Genomic DNA, 18,306 nt, shown 5'->3' with positions numbered 1-18,306 from the left:
CTCGAGTGGGGGACTCGCGTGCCCGGGCGGGGGACTCGCGTGCCCGGGCGGGGGACTCGCGTGCCCGGGCGGGGGACTCGCGTGCCCGGGCGGGGGACTCGCGTGCCCGGGCGGGGGACTCGCGTGCCCGGGCGGGGGACTCGCGGGTGGGCGTTACCCGGGGGTGTGGCCGTCCCATTCGGACAGGGGGGCGCAGTGCCAGCGCCACTTCTCCAGCCGGGGGTGGCCCGGCAGCGCGGCTCTGCCGTTGGCCCACAGCAGTGTCTGCCACGGGTCCTGCCCTTCGGGCGCCCAAGGGAACAACCGCCGCAACGTCGCGTCGACGAGTTCCAGCCTCGGCGCGAACGGCACACCGAGACCGCGGGCCACGTCGTCGGTGTGCACGAGGAGCTCGTCGCACGCCATCGCCGCGAATCCCGACGCGTCGGCGTTGCCCCACGGGTGCCACCCGCGGGTTCCGCTGTCGACCTGCGCGAGCAGGGCCCCGAGCAGCGAGACACCCACCGACAACGTCCGCGTGAGTTCCTCCGGCGAGGGGCGTTCCTGCGGACCGTGATGTCCGTGGCGGACAGCTCGTCGGGGCCGGCCGCGAGGTCGTGGGCGTACCAGATCAGCGTGTCCGCGGTGTGCGCCACGACCTCGGCGGTGCTCCACGACATGTCCGGCGCGTGCGAGGACCAGTCCGCGTCCGCGTGCGCGAGCAGGAATCCGGTGCTGTCCTGACCTGCTCTGCGCAACGCGGTCGCGTCCATGTCAGGCGGTCTCCTGTTCGTGTTCGGCGGGCTTGCGCTCCAGTTCGGCCGACCTCGGGTCCGGCGTCGCGTGCCGCAGCGAGAGCAGCCCGCCGACGGCCAGCGTGATCAGCACACCCAGCAAGGTGTACCACGGGAACGCGAGCGCCACGGACGTGTCGGACGTGCCGGAGAAGTCGATGCCCAGCAGCGAACCGGTCTCCGGGTCGAACTTGACCCCGAGGATCACGAAGCCCATCACCACCACCGTGGCGACGAACGCGATGATCGCGTCGACCTGCCTCGCCTTCTTGATGAGCAGCCCGAGCAGGAACGCGCCCAGCAGTGCGCCGTAGGTGTAGCCGGTGATCGACAGCCCCTGCACGACGATGGGGTCGCTGCTGGAGGCGAAGGACGCGAACAGCCCGGCGAACACGATCAGCAGCCCGGCCCAGATCACCGTCCACATCCGGCCCTGCTTGAGCCGGTCCTGGTCGGACAGTTCGCGGCCGATGATCCGTTCGTAGACGTCGGTGACGGTGGACGACGCGAGCGCTCCCAGCGACGAACTCAGAGCCGCGGCGAGAATGCCCGCGATGACGAACCCGGAGAGTCCGCTCGGCAGCTCGTTGACGATGTAGTTGGCGAAGAGCTCGTCGTTGTTGTTCAGTCCGAGCCCCTCGACGGGGTCGGCGCCCTGGTAGAAGGCCCACAGCAGCACGCCGATGAACAGGAACAGCGCGAACTGCAGGAACACGACGAAACCGCTCGCGATGATCGCCTTCTGGCTGGCGCGCAGGTTGTTGGTCGACTGCAGGCGCTGCACGATCAGCTGGTCGGAGCCGTGCGAGGCCATCGACAGCACCGCACCACCGATGACGGCGGTGACCATCGCGTACTGGCCGGTGAGCGGGTTGGAGCCGAAGTCGAGGATCTCGAACTTGCCCGCGTCGACGGCGGCGCCGAACCAGCCGTCGGGCAGGCTGCTCGACAGCGCCCAGATCACCGCGAGGCCACCCAGGACGTACCAGAGCATCTGGATGGCGTCGACCCACACGACCGCGCGGACGCCGCCGAAGAAGCTGTAGACCACCATCGCGAGGCCGAGCGCGGCCACGATCGTCCAGTAGCCGACGTCCAGCCCGTAGGCGGCGAGCACAACCCGGATCGGGATGGCGGTGGCGAACAGCCGCAGGCCGTCCGCGAGCAGTCGGGTGATCAGGAACGTCACCGACGCGGTGCCCTGCAGGCCGCCGCCGAAGCGTTTGCCGAGGAACGCGTAGGCGGTGACGAGATTGCCCGCGACGTAACGGGGCAGCAGCACGAAGGCCACCACGACGCGGCCGCAGATGTAGCCGATCGCCAGTGACAGGTAGGTCATGCCGCCGGACTCGGGCGTCGCGAGGTAGGCGACGGTGGGCACCGACAAGACCGTGAGCGTGGAGGTCTCGGCGGAGACGACCGAGAGGCACGCCACCCACCACGAGATCTTGCCCTCGCCGACGAAGTAGTCGTTGCCCGATTTCTGGCGTCCTCCGATGAGGATGCCGAGAAGCGGCATCCCCACCAGAAAGACCGCGATGATGACGAGGTCCAGTGCCCGCATCTGGTATCTCCTACCGTTTCTCGGAGGTCTTCGCTACCCGCAAACGTGAGGGCACCGTCCGTAGCGGCGATGGCAGCACGAGCGGGGAGGAGCCGGGGGTGAAGCTGCCGAGCAGCCGGGGTCCGCGCGCGCCCGTCGCGCCCGGCACGTTCGCCGGCACGCCGTGCCAGGCCAGCCACCCCAGCAGGGCGGTCAGGTAGGCCTCCTTGGCGTCGGCGGGAAGGCCGAGCTCGTCGCTGGGCACGACGGTAAGCCTCGCGGCGAGTGCGCGCAGTAGAACCGGGTTGCGGATTCCGCCGCCCGAGGCGACCACGGTGCGCACGTGGTGCCGTTCGCATTCGCGCGCGATGGTCGCCGCGGTCAGCTCGGTGAGCGTGGCCAGCAGATCGGGCCCGGTGACGGTGGGCAGTCCCGCGACGGCGTCGCGCAGGTAGCCGGAGTGGAAGTGTTCCTTGCCGGTCGACTTGGGCGCGGCCGCGGCGTAGTAGGGATCGGCGAGCAGACGCTCGAGCAGGTCGGGCCGGACCTCGCCCCGCGCGGCGAGAGCTCCGTCCACGTCGCTGCGCGCGGCGCCGCCGGTGAGCTCGGCCGCGGCCGCGTCGAGCAGCGCGTTGCCGGGGCCGGTGTCGTAGGCGAGGACGTCGCCGCCTGGCTGGACGACGGTGAGGTTGGCGATGCCGCCGATGTTGAGCGCCGCGGCGGGTTCGCCACGCTCGTCGGCGAGGCCGCGCAGCCACAGCCCGTCGAGTGTGCTGGCCAGCGGTGCGCCGTGCCCGCCCGCGGCGACGTCACGCACACGCAGGTCGGCGACCACGGGCAGGCCGGTGTGCTCGGCGATCCACGCGGGCTGGCCCAGCTGCAGCGTGCCGCGTGCGCGACCGTCCTCGACCCAGTGGAACACCGTCTGGCCGAGTGAGGCGACGAGCGTTGCCGGGCCCAGCTCGTCGAGCGCCCGTCTCGCCGCCGCGGCGAAGGCCTGCCCGACCCGGGTGTCGAGCCTGGTCAGTTGCTCGGCCGTGCACGGACCTGGCGGCAGGGCGGCGAGGAGGTCGGCGCGCAGGGCGTCGGGGTAGGGCTCCTCGAGATGGCCGAGCGGCGTGAGGACCAGGCCGTCGCCCTCCGCGCGCACGTCGGCGAGCGCCACGTCGATACCGTCGATCGACGTGCCGGAGAGGAGCCCGGCCACGCGCACGGGTGCACCATTGGAATCCGCCACGGCAGTGGTCTAGTCCAGGTCAGCCCACTGTGGCAAGACTTTCGGTGAAATATTCTCTGGAAAAGTTCGTCGGACGTTAAGTTCCCACGCTTCCTCAAGGGTTGCCAGGCTCGCCCTGTCGACGGATGCGAGGATGACTGTCGTGTCGAGCACCACCTTGATCTGGATCATCGCCGTCGCGGCCGTCGTTCTGCTGGTCGCGCTCGTCGCCGGGCTCATCGTCGCGCGCAACAAGCGCAGGATCAGCCTCGAGCGTGAGCCGGAGGAGAAGCCCAAGGGCGGTCGTTACCAGGCCGAAGGCGGCTTCGCGTTCTCGTCGGGTGGAGTCGAGGCTCCCGAGCATCCGGCGGAGGAGCGCACCGAGACCGACGGTGAGCCCGGCGTCGGCGACGACGCCGCCGTGCCGAGGGACACGCCTCGCCGCGGCATCGTGGACGTCGGTCTGCCGGACGAGCAGTCCGCCGTGCCCGAGCAGGCGGCTCCGGTCGAGGACAAGTCCGACGAGCCGGTGGCCGAGCCCGAGGCGCCCGCCGTGCCGGAGCCCGCCCCCACTCCGGAGCCGGAGACCGCGCCGGAGCCGGAGCCGGAGCTTGAGGAGGTGCCGTCCGCCTCGGGCCGCATGGAGCGGCTGCGCGGACGGCTGTCGAAGTCCCGCTCGGCGCTCGGCCAGGGCCTGCTCGGCCTGCTCGGCGCTGGAGACCTCGACGAGGACTCGTGGCAGGACGTCGAGGACACCCTGCTGATCGCGGACCTCGGCGCGGCGACCACCACCGAGATCGTGGAGCGCCTGCGCTCGGAGCTGTCGACCCGCGGTGTCCGCACCGCCGACGACGCGAGGGCGTTGCTGCGCGAGGTGCTCATCGACGCGCTCACGCCCGCCACGGACCGGTCCGTGCGCGCGCTGCCGCACACCGTCGACGGCACCAAGCAGCCAGCGGTCGTGCTGGTCACCGGCGTCAACGGCACGGGAAAGACCACCACCACCGGCAAGCTCGCGCGTGTGCTCGTGGCGCAGGGCCGCGGGGTGCTGCTCGGCGCGGCCGACACCTTCCGTGCGGCCGCGGCCGACCAGCTGCAGACGTGGTCGGAGCGCGTCGGCGCCGAGGTCGTGCGCGGCAAGGAGGGCGCCGACCCGGCCTCGGTCGCGTTCGACGCCGTCAAACGCGGCATCGACGCCGGTGTGGACGCCGTGCTCGTGGACACCGCGGGCAGGCTGCACACCAAGACGGGCCTCATGGACGAGCTCGGCAAGGTCAAGCGCGTCGTGGAGAAGCAGGCCGTGGTCGACGAGGTGCTGCTGGTGCTCGACGCGACCACGGGCCAGAACGGGCTCACGCAGGCCCGCGTGTTCTCCGAGGTCGTCGACGTGACGGGCATCGTGCTGACCAAGCTCGACGGCACCGCGCGCGGCGGCATCGTGTTCCAGGTGCAGCGCGAGCTGGGCGTGCCGGTGAAGCTCGTCGGACTCGGCGAGGGCCCTGACGACCTCGCTCCGTTCGAGCCCGAGGCCTTCGTCGACGCGCTGCTCGGCTGACCTGCGACGCGAGGGGCCGGGGGTCCCTTGATCGGGTGTAAACCGTGCGATTCGTCCGCGCGGTGACCGCGCTGTCTGCACGCTGTTCTGCGTGACCGGTGGGTTCGGAGCCGTCCCGGAGGAACTGCGGCAGGCGGCGGGCAAGATCGACGATGTGGCGGGCGGCGTGCTGCAGCTGCTCTGGCGTGGGCCCAGCGGCGAGTACGGGCACTCTGGCGTCCAGCGGGGCTGGGCCGATTTCATCGAGAACGCCCAGCGCCAGGTGGAGATCCTTTACGGAAAGGCGACTGAACACGGCGAGGGCCTGCGCGTTGCCGCCGGCAGGTATCTCGCGAACGAGGCCGACGTCGGAGGAGTCGTTGACGGACTCGGCGACCTGCTGGACGGTGACGGGCTCGATCCGAGCGTCGTGCCGGGTGGTGGATTCGCCGGCGGGATCGCCGATGTGCTCTCCAGCGCCGGCCAGGACGAGACCGGCGACGCACCGGGCGGGGTCATGAGCCCCCAACGCGCACGGGCGCTGGCTGAGTCGCAGGGCATGGACAAGCCCGACACCGACCCGGCCGGTCATGAGGACAGCGGGATCCAGTCCTGATTGCCGAGCTAGGGCAGACCACCGATCCCAAGGAACTGATCCCTGGAGAACCAGAGCTGATCACCGGTGACCTCCGTGACCTGGCGATCAATATCGATGCGCTCGGCACCACTGGTGAGGGCCTCTCAGGGGTCGATGCGGGCTCGTGGGCGGGCGAGGCGGCGACTGCGTTTCGCGATGTGTTCACCGCTGAGCCGCCGAGATGGTTCGAGGCCGTTGACCGCGCCAACCAGGGAGGTAAGGCGCTCGCCGACTACGCAGACGTGCTGGTCTGGGGTCAGGGCGAGGCCCAGCGGGCGATCGAGATGTTCACGCAGGCGCAGGCAGCATCCCGCGCCGCAGCGGCGCAGTACGAAGCGTGGGCGCAGAGCTCCACCGCGAACGAGGTGCGAGCGGCGTTCTCCGACCCCGGCGAGACCCTGGCACAGGAAGCCCAGGCGGTGCTGGACAACGCGCGTGGCCTGCTCGAGCAGGCGGGTGATGGCGCGGCCAGGATGTTCGGTCTCGAGCCGGACGGCGAGGGTGGATTCAAGAAGGACATCGGTGGCACTGAGTGGGGCAGTTCCCGGCGTGACAAACAGCGGCGGTGGGACCCGGAGAGCGGCCAATGGGTCGAGGAGGACCCGGGTGGTTGGCAGCGGCACCGTGGCGGCAGCAGTTGGAGTGGGCAGTGGGGCAGCCAATCCGAAGGAATGTTGCACGACGCGGTCAAGGAGACCCTCGAGCAGTTCGGCATCGACATACCGACGAAAGAGTGGGAGGGCTCGGCGAATGTCGACGTGCTCGGCGGGGGTGTCGAGGGCGAGTTCGACAGCGGTGATTGGGCGGGCAGCGGCAAGCTGGAAGGCTCACTGCTCGGGGCGGGCGCCGACGCGCATGCGAGTGCGAGCGCGCTGGGTGTTGAGGCCGGGGCGAGCGCTGAGGCTTACCTGGCGAAAGGCAGCGCTCAGGGGGAGCTGAACTACGGCGAGCACACGTCGCTCTCGGGCACCGCCGAGGCGTCGGTCGGCGCGGAGGCCTCCGCTGAGGGATCGATCGGGCTCACCGGCGCACAGGGCAGGGTGGGCGGTTTTGTTGGAGGCCAGGCGGGTGTCGACGGCAACGCCGAGATCGCGGGCGTCAACGCGGGCGGCCACGCCGAGGTGCGCTATGGGCTCGGCGCCGAGGCGAGCGGTCAGTTCGGAATGGGTGACGACGGCAAGTTCCACATCGGTGCGTCGGCGGGGCTCACTGTGGGGGTCGGTGCCTCTCTGGGCTTTGACATCGCGATCGACCCGGGCGAGGTCGTGGACACCGTGCAAGGCGTGGCCGACGATGTGGGCGAAGTCGCGTCGGACGTCGCCGGTGGTGTCGCCGACGCCGCAGAGGGCGTCGTCGACTTCGTCGGCGGACTCTTCTAAACGGATACGGAGACAGCGTGGTAGCGACCATCCCAGTGCCGATCGAGTTCTCGTTGCCCGAGGGCTGGCAGTCGGTGGTTCCGAGCTCCGTCAGTGCTGGTGGAGCAGCGTTCGTGGCGCTACACCCAGCTTCGCGCCAGGGATTCACGGCCAACATCACCATCAGCGGCGAGATTCGTGAGGTGGAGGTGGAGTTGGCGGAGATCGCCGCCGAGGCAGTTGAGCGGCTGCGACAGGAGAGCTCGAGCGTCCAAGTGGGACGACGCAACGAGGTCGGGTCTACGGACAACCCCGGCTTCACTCAGGCCGTGCGTTTCGCCGCGACGGTCGCCGGCGTACCTACGCAGATCGTCCAGTTACAGGTGTTTATTGGGATGCGGGACTTGCACGACGATAACCGTCGCGTGGTCTTGCACGTGGTCTTCAGCGGTCTGCCAGAGCAGTTCGCGCGGCTGGTCGAGGACTTCCAGAGGTTTCTGTCGACCATCCGTCCCGAGAAGAGGACAGTATGAGCACTGGCATCATCATCGCCATTTCGGTCGTCGGCGGCCTCGTCCTACTCGGAGGGCTCGGTTTCCTCATTAGCAAGGTGAACCGTGCGGTTTCGGCCAAGACTGAGGGCTGGGAAGGGCGGATGGCCGAGGAATTGCCGCGACGTGGGTGGACCTACGCCGAGCGCGATGACGACCTCGTACCTTTCTACAACCAGCTCTACCAGCAGCACACGCAGCCATACGTGCTCGAGCCATTCGTGGCGCCACCACACGCAAAGGCTGCAAGAATGGTCATCACCGGCGTGCACCGCGGCAGGCCGTTCGTCGCAGCGGTGTTCGACACGCTTCACAAGGGCCAGTACACGTCACACCGTGCTATCTGGGTCCGCACGCCTGTCGCACGGCCCGCCCTGACGGTGCAGAAGGTCGTTCCGATGGCGAGCGGTGTCAACGACATGATCGGCACCGGAGACGTGCAGAGCGGTGATCCGGATTTCGACGCGAGATTCGACGTGCGGACCAAGAACGCGCAGTTCGCGACGGCGGCGCTGAGCCCTGATCTGGTCCAGTATCTGTTGGAGGGGCAGGCCCGGTTGCGCGGCTTCATGCTGATCGGCGACCAACTCGAAGTGTTCGACGCGATCAGCGAGCATCGCGATCCTCGTGAGCTCATTCCGGCGCTCGACCTGCGCTGCGACATTCTCGACCGCATGCCTGCTGCCGTTTGGGCGTGACCACCACGATGTCGAAGGACGTGTCCAGGATGTTCCGGCCCGCAAGAATGGCCGCACTCGTGAGCGCGTGCGCAGCTCTGACTCTTGGAGCGTGCACGGCCACTGTGACCTCATCCGGTGAGCCCGCCGAACCGACGCTGACCAAGCATGAACTGGAAGAGCGCTCCACCGAGGCGCTCACCGAGATGGCGGGCCAACGGCCCGCCTCCGTCGAGTGTCCTGGCCCGCTTGCGGCCAAGCAAGGCGAGTCCGCGCGGTGCGATCTCACCGCCGAGGATGGCGGCAGCGTCGGATTCACGGTCACGGTCACCTCGTACGACAAGGGCAAGGCCAAGCTAGACATCCAGGTCGACGACGAGGTCAAAGCCGCGCCGACGGAAGGAAAAGGGAACATGAGTACGGTCTCCACGCTGCCGGTGCCGATTGAGTTCTCCCTGCCGGACGGCTGGCGTTCGGTGCCGCCGAAGGAGGTCAATGCCGAGGGCGCCGCGTTCGTCGCAGTGCATCCCGCCTCAAGTAAAGGGTTCACCGCCAACATCACCATCACCGGCGATGTGCGCAGTGCCGACGAGCCACTGACCCGGGCCGCCGACCAGGCGCTGGACGACTTGCGTGCCGGAGCGTCCGACGTGGAGCTCGGCAAGCGCAACGAGGTGGGCACCGACGACAACCCCGGCCTGACACAGGCGGTGCGGCTGTCGATCCCGTATGAGGGCAAGCAGCTGTACCTCGTTCAGCTGCAGGCGTTCATCGGCATGGCCGACACCGGTGACCCGAGCCGGAGGGCCGTGACTCAGGTGGTGTTGAGCGCACTACCCGAGCAGTTCGACCAGCTGGTCGGCGATTTTCAGGACTTCCTGTCCACCGTCCGGCCTGAGGGGGCGTGATGACTGAGTTCGCAGCGCAGCTGCTGCGCAGGATCGAGGCGTTGGACAGTGCGGCGGCCGACAACCGCAGGCGGGCCGAGGCGTACCGGCGCATGGAGCAGGACCTCAAGTCGGCCGACGCCACCGCCACGTCACCTGACGGTGTGGTAACCGTCGTCGCTGGTCCGGGTGGGGCGATCACGTCGGTGACGTTCGCCGACGGGGTCCGCGAGGTCTCGCCCCAGGCCTTGTCCGCTACGGTGCGGCAGACGATCGCCGCAGCCGTCGCCGAGGCGGCCAGGCGGCAGGCGGAGATCGTGCGGCAGGGTTTGGGCAGCTCCGAGCTGTTGGACCGGGTGCTCGAATCTGACGAGCGGCTCTTCGGCGACCAGCGTTCGCGGCCCATCGCCGCGCCAGTTCCAGCGGCCAGGCGCGGCGGTGGAACTGACGACGAGGACTTCTTCACCGACTTCGACGTCTTCAGCTCACCCGAGGACCGTTGAGCCGCCTCAGGCCGTGAGGTCGTGCGAGGACAGCTGCTCCGACAGTTCCGAGGCGATGCGCTGCACGACCGGTGCGATGCGCGTGACCGCCTCCTTCGTCAGCCTGCCCTCCGGGCCGGACACCGACACCGCGGCCGGGGTCGGCGCGCCCTCAACCGGTACCGCCAGGCAGCGCACGCCGAGTTCCTGTTCGCTCTCGTCCAGCGCGTAGCCCTGCTTGGCGATCCTGGCGAGGTGGCGGAGGAACTTGTCCACGTCGGTGTGGGTGTGCTCGGTGTAGGACGGCATTCCCGTGCGTCCGAGCAGCGCCCGCACCTCCTCGGCCGGCAGCCCGGCGAGGATGGCCTTGCCCACGCCGGTGCCGTGTGGCAGGAGCCTGCGGCCGACCTCGGTGAACATGCGCATCGAGTGCTTCGACGGCACCTGAGACACGTACACGACCTCGTCGCGTTCCAGCACCGCCAGGTTCGCCGTCTCGCCGACCTCGTCCACCAGTTCGGCCAGCAGCGGCCGCGCCCACGTGCCGAACTGCAGGCTCGCGTTCTCGCCGAGCCGGATCAGCCTGGCGCCGAGCGCGTAGCGGCGGTTGGTGTTCTGCCGGACGTACCCGAGCGCGACGAGCGTGCGGATCAGCCGGTGGATCGTGGGCATGGGCAGTCCGGACGACGTCGCCAGCTCCGAGAGGCTCGCTTCGCCCCCCGCGTCCGCGAGCCGCTCCAGCAGCTCGAAGGCGCGTTGCAGCGACTGCACCCCACCGTTACCTGACCTCTCGGGGGCCACTCCGTCTCCTCTCCCGTTGAGCTTCCGCAATGTAGAAACTATAGTCCGACATGTAAAACAAGATGATCGTTATCCTGAGCTGACTCTGAGGTGTTCGCATGTCTGATGTCCGGGTCCTCGGCAACGCCGTCGAGCGGGGCGACGAGGTGTTGACCGAGGAAGCGCTGCGGTTCCTCGGCGGCCTCCACGACGCCTTCGCCGCGACGAGGGACACGCTGCTCGAGGCTCGCACCCAGCGCCGCGACGAGGCCAAACGCACCGGCAGGCTGGACTTCCTGCCCGAGACCAAGCAGGTCCGCGAGTCGGAGTGGCAGGTGGCCGAGGCTCCCGCCGCGCTGCGCGACCGCAGGGTCGAGATCACCGGTCCCACCGACCGCAAGATGACCATCAACGCGCTGAACTCGGGCGCCAAGGTGTGGCTCGCCGACTTCGAGGACGCCAACACCCCGCACTGGGCGAACGTCGTCTCGGGCCACGTGAACCTCTCCGATGCGATCAGGGAAACCATCGAGCTCGACGCGAACGGCAAGCACTACGCGCTTCGCGACGACGTCGAACACGCCACCATTGTGGTCCGTCCGCGTGGCTGGCACCTCGACGAGCGCAACATCGAGGTCGACGGGCGTGCCGCGGTCGGTGCGCTCGTGGACTTCGGCCTGTACTTCTTCCACAACGCGAAGGAGTTGCTCAACCGAGGTCGTGGCCCGTACTTCTACCTGCCGAAGATGGAGAGCCACCTTGAGGCCCGGCTCTGGAACGACGTGTTCACCCACGCGGAGAAGACGCTGGGTGTCGAGCACGGCACCATCCGCGCCACGGTGCTGATCGAGACCATCCCCGCCGCGTTCGAGATGGAGGAGATCCTCTACGAGCTGCGCGAGCACGCGTCGGGCCTCAACGCGGGCCGGTGGGACTACCTGTTCAGCATCATCAAGTACTTCCGCGACGCCGGCGAGCGGTTCGTGCTGCCCGACCGCAACAGCGTGACGATGACGGCGCCGTTCATGCGCGCCTACACCGAACTGCTGGTGCGCACGTGCCACAAGCGCGGCGCGTTCGCGATCGGCGGCATGGCCGCGTTCATCCCGAGCAAGGACCCCGAGGTCAGCGAGAAGGCCATGGCCAAGGTCCACGACGACAAGGCGCGCGAGGCCCGCGACGGCTTCGACGGCTCGTGGGTGGCCCACCCCGGCATGGTCGGGCTCTGCGAGGAGGAGTTCGACAAGGTCCTCGGCGACCGGCCCAACCAGCTCGACCGGCTGCGTGAGGACGTGTCGGTGACCGCGGAGGAGCTGCTCGACATCGCCGCCACCGAGGGCTCGGCGACGATGGCGGGCCTGCGCGGCGCGGTGGACGTCGGCGTGCGCTACCTCGCGTCGTGGCTCTCCGGCAACGGCGCCGCCGCGATCCACAACCTCATGGAGGACGCCGCGACCGCGGAGATCTCGCGCTCGCAGGTGTGGCAGTGGATCAAGAACGGCGTGACGCTCGACTCGGGCGAGACGGTGACCGAAGAGCTGGTGCGCTCGGTGCTGGCCGACGTGCGCTCTGAACTGTCCGATGTGGTCGATGCGGACACGCTGGCGCAGGCGGTGGAGCTGTTCGAGGAGGTCGCGCTCGCCGAGCAGTTCGCCGACTTCCTGACCCTGCCCGCCTACGAGCGGATCAAGTAGTGGCGGGCCGGCTGCCCGGGGAGTTCTACGACCGCGTCGACGCGAGGCTCGCCGAGGCGGACGCGCGCGTCGCCGCCGACTACCCGGGGGAGCCGGCGGGCAGGCAACCCGTGCACACCGTCTACGTGCCCGCGAACGCCTACCACGCGCGGTTGTGCGCCGAGTGGGGCGAACGCGCGCTGGCCGTGCTCGCCGAGCACGGCGAGGCGCTCGACATCTCCGCCGACGTGCTGGAGCGGGTGCGCGAGAAGCTGCGCACGCAGCCCATCGAGGACCTGCGGCTCGATTTCGAGGACGGCTACGGCCATCCCGGCGACGAGGCGGAGGACGCCGAGGCCGTCCGCGTGGCGCGCGAGCTGGCCTCCTCGGAGTCCCCACCGTTCGTCGGCATCCGGTTCAAGAGCTTCGAGGCGCCGACGCGCAGGCGGGCCATCCGCACGCTCGACGTGTTCCTCGGTGAGCTGGGCGAGCCGCCGCCGGGGTTCGTGCTCACGCTGCCGAAGGTGACGGCGATCGAACAGGTCGAGGCGTGTGCCGAGGTGCTGAGCGAGCTGGAGAAGGTCCACGGGCTCGCGGCCGGGACGCTGCGCTTCGAGGTGCAGATCGAGACGGCACAGTCGGTGCTCGGGCCGGACGGCGGTGTCGCGTTGCCGCGCATCGTGCGCGCCGCCGGGGGCCGGTGCAGTGGCCTGCACTTCGGTACCTACGACTACACCGCGGGGCTCGGGGTGAGCGGCGCCTACCAGAGCATGGACCACCCGGCGGCCGACTTCGCGAAGGACCTGATGCAGGTGGCCGCCGCGGGCACCGGGGTGCGCCTGTCCGACGGCTCCACCAACCGGCTGCCGGTGGGCGACGCCGAGGCGGTGCGCGAGGCATGGGCCGAGCACCTGCGACTGGTGCGCCGGTCGCTGGAGCGTGGTCTCTACCAGGGCTGGGACCTGCACCCGCACCAGCTGCCGAGCCGCTACGCCGCGACGTACACGTTCTTCCGCGCCACCCTGCCCTCGGCCGCGGTGCGCGTGCGCGACTACGTGCGCCGCACCGAGGGCGCGGTGCTGGACGAACCGGCCACCGCGCAGGCGCTCGCCGCGTACCTCGTGCGGGGGCTCGACTGCGGCGCCGTGACGCAGGCCGAGGTGACCGAACTGACGACGCTCGACCGGGCCGCGCTCGACGGGCTGGTGCGCCGCCTACGCTGACGGCCGTGGCGGACAACGTGAACAACGCGATCGACCTCAACAGCGACCTCGGCGAGGGCTTCGGCATGTGGCCCCTCACCGACGACGACGCGCTGCTCGACATCGTGACCAGTGCCAACGTGGCGTGCGGCTTCCACGCGGGCGACCCCTCGGTGCTGCGCAAGGTGACCGAGCGGGCCGCCGAGCGCGGCGTGGTGATCGGCGCGCAGGTGGGCTACCGAGACCTCGCCGGGTTCGGTCGCCGGTTCATCGACATGGACCCGCACGAACTGGTCAACGACGTCATCTACCAGATCGGCGCGCTGGAGGGGTTCGCGAAGATCGCGGGCACGCGGGTGCGCTACGTCAAGCCGCACGGCGCGCTCTACAACGCCGTGGTGCACCACGCCGAGCAGGCCGCCGCCGTGGTCGACGCCGTCAAGCGCTACGACCCCGAGCTGCCGATCCTCGGCCTGCCCGGTTCGGAGCTGCTGCGCCAGACCGAGGCCGAGGGGCTCACCGGTGTGCAGGAGGCGTTCGCCGACCGCGCCTACACGCCGGAGGGCAGGCTCGTCTCGCGGCGGCTTCCCGGCGCAGTGGTGCACGAGCCGGGTGAGGTGGTGCGGCGCAGCGTGCGCATGGCCACCGAGGGCACGGTCGTGGCGACCGACGGCAGCTCCGTGGCGGCCGCGCCGCGCTCGCTGTGCGTGCACGGCGACACGGCGGGAGCCGTGGAGATCGCCCGCAGCGTGCGGCAGGGCCTCGTGGACGCCGGGGTGGAGCTGCGCGCGTTCGCCTAGAGCTCGGCGGATCAGTTCTCCACCGACAGCGCCAGGTAGATGTCGACCTGGGTGCGGAAGTCGGTGAGGTCGGCGCCGAGCAGTTCGCCCGCTCGCGCCAGGCGGTACCGCAGGGTGTTGACGTGGACGTGCAACGCTTTCGCGGCTCGCGCGGGCGAACCGGAGCACTCCAGGAACACGCGCACGGTGTGCAGCAGCTCGGGATGTCCGGCCAGCGGGCCGAGCGTGCGCTCGCGCAGCGCCCGGCGCAGCTCGTCGGGCGCGCCCGCGAGCAGCAGCCGGTGCACGCCGATCTCCTCGCCCGCCACCACGGCCACGCGCTCGTCGCGTCGCACGGCCGCGCCGAGCGCGTGCCGGGCCTCCTCGCCGGCACCGCGCAGTCCCGGCATGGTCGCCGGTCCGCCGACCCCGATCACGATCCGGCCCCCGCCGAGTCGCGCCAGCGCGCGGGTGGCCGACTCCGCCCAGTCCTGCGGCCAGGAGTCGTCGGCGAGTACGAGCGCGCAGGCTTCGTCCCCCGTCTCGCCGGTCTCGGCGACGAACACGGGCGCGGGGTGTCCGGCGAGCAGTTCGTCGAGGATCTCGGTGCCGGTGCGCGCGCCGGGGGTGCGGGCGAGCAGCACCCGCAGCGGTTGCTCCGCGGGCAGGCCCGTCGCGGCGAACGCGCCCGCCAGCTCCGCCGCGTTGCTCGCGGGGTCGCCGAGCAACGCGATGAGCGGCGCGGCCACGCGCATCTGGACCCGACGGACCTCGTCCTCGCGCGCCCTGGCCAGCCCGACCAGGCTCGCCAGCTCCTCGGCCACCTCGGCGAGGCCGGGCCCCAGCTCGGCGGCGACCACCAGCGACCACGGCACGGCGGCGCGTCCGCTCACCGGCAGCACCGTGCGTTCGACGGGCGGGCCCGGCGCGCTGGCCTCCACGACGCGGCCGGTGGCCGAGCGGATCCAGCAGTGCGCGCCCAGCTCTGTGGCGCCATGGGCGAGCAGTCCCGCCAGTGACGCGTCGTCGGCGGCGGCCGAGAGCAACCGCTTGCGCGCCCCGCCGGCCTCGTTGGCCAGCGCCAGCACCACCCGCTCGGTGACCACCGCGAACGACAGGTCGACCGGCACCTCCAGCAGCGGCATCCGGTGCCGCTCGCACGCGGTCACCAGGTCGTCGGGGATACCGCCGGAGTCGGCGCCCGACGCGGCCAGCGCGGCACACCCGGCCTGCGCTAGCGCGGCCACGAACGGCTCCGCGTCGCCGGGTTCGTGCCACCACAACAGGCCGCTCAGCACGAGCTCGCCCTCGGAGAGGTAGCGGCTCGGATCGGGCAGTTCGGTGCCGTAGATGCGGGTGACCTCGCGATCGAGGAACCCAGAGCCCGCACGCAATCGCATGCGCAGCTCGGGTATCTCCAGCAGCGTTCGCACCAGCGTCATCAGATTTGTAGGAAAGCACAGAAATGCCGGTGTGCGCTGCCCCGTGTTTCATGCTCTCGTGCCGTTGCCGCGCTCCGAGCTGGGCGGTCTACTGGTCGACAACCCGATTTCCTGGAGCGTCTCGTGGACTTCCTCCGCCCCACCACTCTCGACGAGGCCCTCGCCGTGAAGGCGCAGCGGCCCGACGCCGTGCCGATCGCGGGCGGCACCGACGTGATGGTCGAGCTGAACTTCGACCACCGGCGCCCCGGCGCGCTGCTGGACCTCACGCGCATCGGTGAGCTCGCCGAATGGTCTAGTTCGGACGGACAGATCTCGCTCGGCGCCGGCGTTTCCTACACGCGGCTGATCGGCGAGCTCGGTGACGTGCTGCCGGGGCTCGCGATGGCGGCGCGCACCGTCGGCTCGCCGCAGATCCGCAACCGCGGCACCGTCGGCGGCAACCTCGGCGCGGCCTCGCCCGCGGGCGACACCCATCCCGTGCTGCTCGCGACGGGTGCGCGCGTGGAGCTGGCCTCCGTGCGGGGCAGGCGAACGCTCGCGGCCGAGGACTTCTACACCGGCGTGAAACGCAACGCGCTGGAGCCCGACGAGCTCATCACCGCGGTGCACCTGCCCATCGCCACCGGCGGCGAGCAGTTCGCCAAGATCGGTACCCGCAACGCGATGGTCATCGCCGTGTGCTCGTTCGCGATCGTGCTGCGCGACGGGCACGCAGGGGCCGCGATCGGTTCCGCCGCACCGACTCCGCGCCGGGTCGCCGAGGCCGAGCGGTTCCTGCTCGACGAGCTGCCGTGGGACGCGCCCGCGCCACTGGCCGACTCGTTCAAGCGGCGCTTCGCCGAACTGGTGGCCGCCGCCGCGACCCCGATCGACGATGTGCGCGGCAGCGCCGCGTACCGCACACACGCACTGGGCGTCCTCGCACGCAGGACGCTGACCTGGGCCTGGGACACCTATCGAGGGAGTGCTCGCGCATGCGCCTGAACGTGACCGTCAACGGAGAGCGGCGGCAGGCCGACGACGTGTGGGAGGGCGAGAGCCTGCTCTACGTCCTGCGCGAGCGGCTGGGCCTTCCCGGCTCGAAGAACGCCTGCGAGCAGGGCGAGTGCGGATCGTGCACGGTCTACCTCGACGACGTGCCCGCGTGTTCGTGTCTCGTCGCGGCCGGGCAGGCCGAGGGGCGCGAGGTGCGCACCGTGGAGGGCCTCGCCGAGGGTGAGGCGCTGGACCCGGTGCAACAGTCCTTCGTGGACGCCGGTGCCGTGCAGTGCGGCTTCTGCACGCCGGGGCTCGTCGTGGCCGCCCACGACCTGCTCGACCGCGTACCCGACCCGAGCGACGAGGAGATCCGCGAGGCACTGGCCGGAAACCTCTGCCGCTGCACGGGATACGAGAAGATCCTCGACGCGGTGCGGACGGCGGCGGGTGCGCGATGATCGTCATCGACAACGCCGCCATCGCCACGGTCGACGCCCACGGCACCGAGTACCGCTCGGGACACGTCGTCGTGGACGGCGAGCGCATCGTCGCCGTCGGCGACGGGCCCGCGCCGCGCGGCGGGGGCCGCAGGGTGGACGGCACCGGGTGTCTCGTCACGCCCGGCCTCGTCAACACCCACCACCACCTCTACCAGTGGGCCACGCGCGGGCTCGCCGCCGACTCGACGCTGTTCGAGTGGCTGGTGGAGCTGTATCCGGTGTGGGGCGGGCTGGACGCCGGGATCACGCACGCCGCCGCCAGCGCCGGGCTCGCACGCCTGGCGCTCACCGGCTGCACCACGGTCGCCGACCACCACTACGTGTTCCCGCGCGAGGGTGGCGACCAGCTGGAGGCGCTGGTCTCCGCGGTCGGCCGGATCGGAGTGCGCGGACATCTCGTGCGCGGCTCGATGGACCGCGGTGCCTCCGACGGCGGCCTGCCGCCGGACAATCTCGTGGAGGACACCGACTCCGCGCTGGCAGGCACCGAACGCGCCATCGACGCCCACCACGACTGTTCGCCGAACGCGCGCATCCGCATCGCGGCGGGCCCCTGCTCACCGTTCTCGGTCAGCGAGCGGCTGATGAAGGAGGCCGCGGAACTGGCGCGGCGCAAGGGAGTCCGGCTGCACACGCACCTCGCCGAGACCCTCGACGAAGAGCGGCAGTGCCTGGCCGAGGTGGGTTGCACACCCGCCGAGTACGCCGAGTCACTCGGCTGGCTGGGCGATGACGTGTGGCTCGCCCACACCGTGCACCTCGCGCCCGGGGCCGTGCGCAGGCTCGGCGAGACCGGCACGGGCTCGGCGCACTGCCCGACGTCCAACGGCAGGCTCGGTACCGGCATCGCGCCCGCGCGCGACCTGCTCGACGCCGGTGCGCCCGTGGGGCTGGGAGTGGACGGCGCCGCGTCCAACGAGTCGGCCGGGCTCGGCGAGGAACTGCACCAGGCGCTGTTGCAGGCGCGTCAACGCGGCGGTCCGCAGGCGCTGACTGTCCGGCAGGCGTTGTGGATGGGCACGATGGGCGGCGCTCGCTGCCTAGGCAGGCAGGACGAGCTGGGCTCGATCGAGCCGGGCAAGCTCGCGGACCTGACGCTGTGGCGGCTCGACGGGCTGCGCTACGCCGGGATCGAGGACCCCGTGGCCGCGCTGGTGCTCGGCGCCGTGCCGGACGTCGAACTGTTGCTCGTGGGCGGCGAGACCGTCGTCGAGCGCGGCGAGCTGCGCACGGCCGACGAGTCCGTCATCGCGACCGAGCTGCGCACCGCGAGCGGGAGGCTGAGGTGACC

19 protein-coding genes are annotated in these 18,306 nt (G+C 70.7%); 14 read left to right on the top strand and 5 right to left on the bottom strand.

Features of this window, described 5'->3' with window-relative positions; genetic code table 11:
* Window positions 1-153 precede the first annotated feature (153 nt).
* Entirely contained in the window at window positions 154-504 is a 351-nt protein-coding gene (locus JHE00_RS21035; RefSeq protein ID WP_200320737.1) for a hypothetical protein, read from the bottom strand.
* A 57-nt stretch (window positions 505-561) separates the two neighbouring features.
* On the opposite strand from JHE00_RS21035, the gene JHE00_RS21030 reads away from it, so the two are divergent.
* Window positions 562-723 carry a hypothetical protein gene (locus JHE00_RS21030; protein WP_200320735.1) on the top strand — a complete coding sequence of 54 codons (162 nt, stop codon included), beginning with the start codon at window positions 562-564 and terminating at the stop codon, window positions 721-723.
* 30 nt (window positions 724-753) lie between these two features.
* Here JHE00_RS21030 and JHE00_RS21025 read toward each other — a convergent pair whose 3' ends face one another.
* A complete protein-coding gene (locus JHE00_RS21025) occupies window positions 754-2,337 on the bottom strand; it encodes a sodium:solute symporter (RefSeq protein WP_200320733.1) in 1,584 nt (527 codons plus the stop codon).
* 10 nt (window positions 2,338-2,347) lie between these two features.
* The gene (locus JHE00_RS21020) at window positions 2,348-3,553 is read right to left on the bottom strand and encodes an anhydro-N-acetylmuramic acid kinase (RefSeq protein WP_200320731.1); all 1,206 of its coding nucleotides are present in this window, start codon (window positions 3,551-3,553) and stop codon (window positions 2,348-2,350) included.
* Window positions 3,554-3,686: 133 nt separating this feature from the next.
* Here JHE00_RS21020 and ftsY point away from each other — a divergent pair, with 133 nt between their 5' ends.
* The 7 genes from ftsY (at window position 3,687) to JHE00_RS20980 (ending at window position 9,679) form a co-directional block, all read left to right on the top strand.
* Window positions 3,687-5,087: a signal recognition particle-docking protein FtsY gene (gene ftsY / locus JHE00_RS21015; protein WP_200320729.1), complete on the top strand. Its 1,401-nt coding sequence runs from the start codon at window positions 3,687-3,689 to the stop codon at window positions 5,085-5,087.
* Between the two features lie 91 nt (window positions 5,088-5,178).
* Window positions 5,179-5,682 (top strand): hypothetical protein, encoded by a 504-nt coding sequence (locus JHE00_RS21010; protein WP_307832039.1) that lies wholly within the window; start codon window positions 5,179-5,181, stop codon window positions 5,680-5,682.
* A complete protein-coding gene (locus JHE00_RS21005) occupies window positions 5,679-7,082 on the top strand; it encodes a putative T7SS-secreted protein (protein ID WP_372440488.1) in 1,404 nt (467 codons plus the stop codon). Before JHE00_RS21010 ends, JHE00_RS21005 begins: the two co-directional genes overlap by 4 nt.
* Window positions 7,083-7,099: 17 nt before the next feature.
* Window positions 7,100-7,594, top strand: coding sequence for a hypothetical protein (locus JHE00_RS21000; protein WP_200320725.1), 495 nt, complete (start codon window positions 7,100-7,102; stop codon window positions 7,592-7,594).
* Window positions 7,591-8,310, top strand: coding sequence for a hypothetical protein (locus JHE00_RS20995; protein WP_200320723.1), 720 nt, complete (start codon window positions 7,591-7,593; stop codon window positions 8,308-8,310). The genes JHE00_RS21000 and JHE00_RS20995 overlap by 4 nt, the downstream gene beginning before the upstream one ends.
* Before the next feature lie 104 nt (window positions 8,311-8,414).
* Window positions 8,415-9,197 (top strand): DUF4333 domain-containing protein, encoded by a 783-nt coding sequence (locus JHE00_RS35180; protein ID WP_307832038.1) that lies wholly within the window; start codon window positions 8,415-8,417, stop codon window positions 9,195-9,197.
* The gene (locus tag JHE00_RS20980) at window positions 9,197-9,679 is read left to right on the top strand and encodes a YbaB/EbfC family nucleoid-associated protein (RefSeq protein WP_200320721.1); all 483 of its coding nucleotides are present in this window, start codon (window positions 9,197-9,199) and stop codon (window positions 9,677-9,679) included. Before JHE00_RS35180 ends, JHE00_RS20980 begins: the two co-directional genes overlap by 1 nt.
* Before the next feature lie 6 nt (window positions 9,680-9,685).
* Here the strand turns inward: JHE00_RS20980 and JHE00_RS20975 are convergent, their stop codons facing one another.
* Entirely contained in the window at window positions 9,686-10,459 is a 774-nt protein-coding gene (locus tag JHE00_RS20975) for an IclR family transcriptional regulator (RefSeq protein ID WP_200320719.1), read from the bottom strand.
* A gap of 98 nt (window positions 10,460-10,557) precedes the next feature.
* On the opposite strand from JHE00_RS20975, the gene aceB reads away from it, so the two are divergent.
* Genes aceB through JHE00_RS20960 form a run of 3 tightly spaced genes read left to right on the top strand, consistent with a single transcriptional unit; the run spans window position 10,558 to window position 14,113 of the window.
* The gene (aceB, locus tag JHE00_RS20970; protein WP_200320717.1) at window positions 10,558-12,132 is read left to right on the top strand and encodes a malate synthase A; all 1,575 of its coding nucleotides are present in this window, start codon (window positions 10,558-10,560) and stop codon (window positions 12,130-12,132) included.
* A complete protein-coding gene (locus JHE00_RS20965) occupies window positions 12,132-13,334 on the top strand; it encodes a DUF6986 family protein (RefSeq protein WP_200320715.1) in 1,203 nt (400 codons plus the stop codon). The genes aceB and JHE00_RS20965 overlap by 1 nt, the downstream gene beginning before the upstream one ends.
* A gap of 17 nt (window positions 13,335-13,351) precedes the next feature.
* Entirely contained in the window at window positions 13,352-14,113 is a 762-nt protein-coding gene (locus JHE00_RS20960; RefSeq protein ID WP_200321261.1) for a LamB/YcsF family protein, read from the top strand.
* A gap of 11 nt (window positions 14,114-14,124) precedes the next feature.
* Here JHE00_RS20960 and JHE00_RS20955 read toward each other — a convergent pair whose 3' ends face one another.
* Window positions 14,125-15,534, bottom strand: a complete 1,410-nt coding sequence (locus JHE00_RS20955; RefSeq protein WP_200320713.1) for a PucR family transcriptional regulator — start codon at window positions 15,532-15,534, stop codon at window positions 14,125-14,127.
* A gap of 123 nt (window positions 15,535-15,657) precedes the next feature.
* On the opposite strand from JHE00_RS20955, the gene JHE00_RS20950 reads away from it, so the two are divergent.
* The 3 genes from JHE00_RS20950 to JHE00_RS20940 are packed head-to-tail and all read left to right on the top strand — an operon-like array spanning window position 15,658 to window position 18,304.
* Window positions 15,658-16,521, top strand: coding sequence for an FAD binding domain-containing protein (locus JHE00_RS20950; protein WP_200320711.1), 864 nt, complete (start codon window positions 15,658-15,660; stop codon window positions 16,519-16,521).
* A complete protein-coding gene (locus JHE00_RS20945; protein WP_200320709.1) occupies window positions 16,512-16,973 on the top strand; it encodes a (2Fe-2S)-binding protein in 462 nt (153 codons plus the stop codon). Before JHE00_RS20950 ends, JHE00_RS20945 begins: the two co-directional genes overlap by 10 nt.
* The gene (locus JHE00_RS20940) at window positions 16,970-18,304 is read left to right on the top strand and encodes an 8-oxoguanine deaminase (RefSeq protein WP_200320707.1); all 1,335 of its coding nucleotides are present in this window, start codon (window positions 16,970-16,972) and stop codon (window positions 18,302-18,304) included. Before JHE00_RS20945 ends, JHE00_RS20940 begins: the two co-directional genes overlap by 4 nt.
* The last annotated feature ends 2 nt before the right edge of the window (window positions 18,305-18,306 follow it).

This window comes from Prauserella cavernicola (genome assembly GCF_016595675.1).
Taxonomy (GTDB): domain Bacteria; phylum Actinomycetota; class Actinomycetes; order Mycobacteriales; family Pseudonocardiaceae; genus Prauserella_A; species Prauserella_A cavernicola.
The sequence above is the reverse complement of the archived record's forward strand: the minus strand, read 5'-3'. Positions and strand labels throughout refer to the sequence as shown.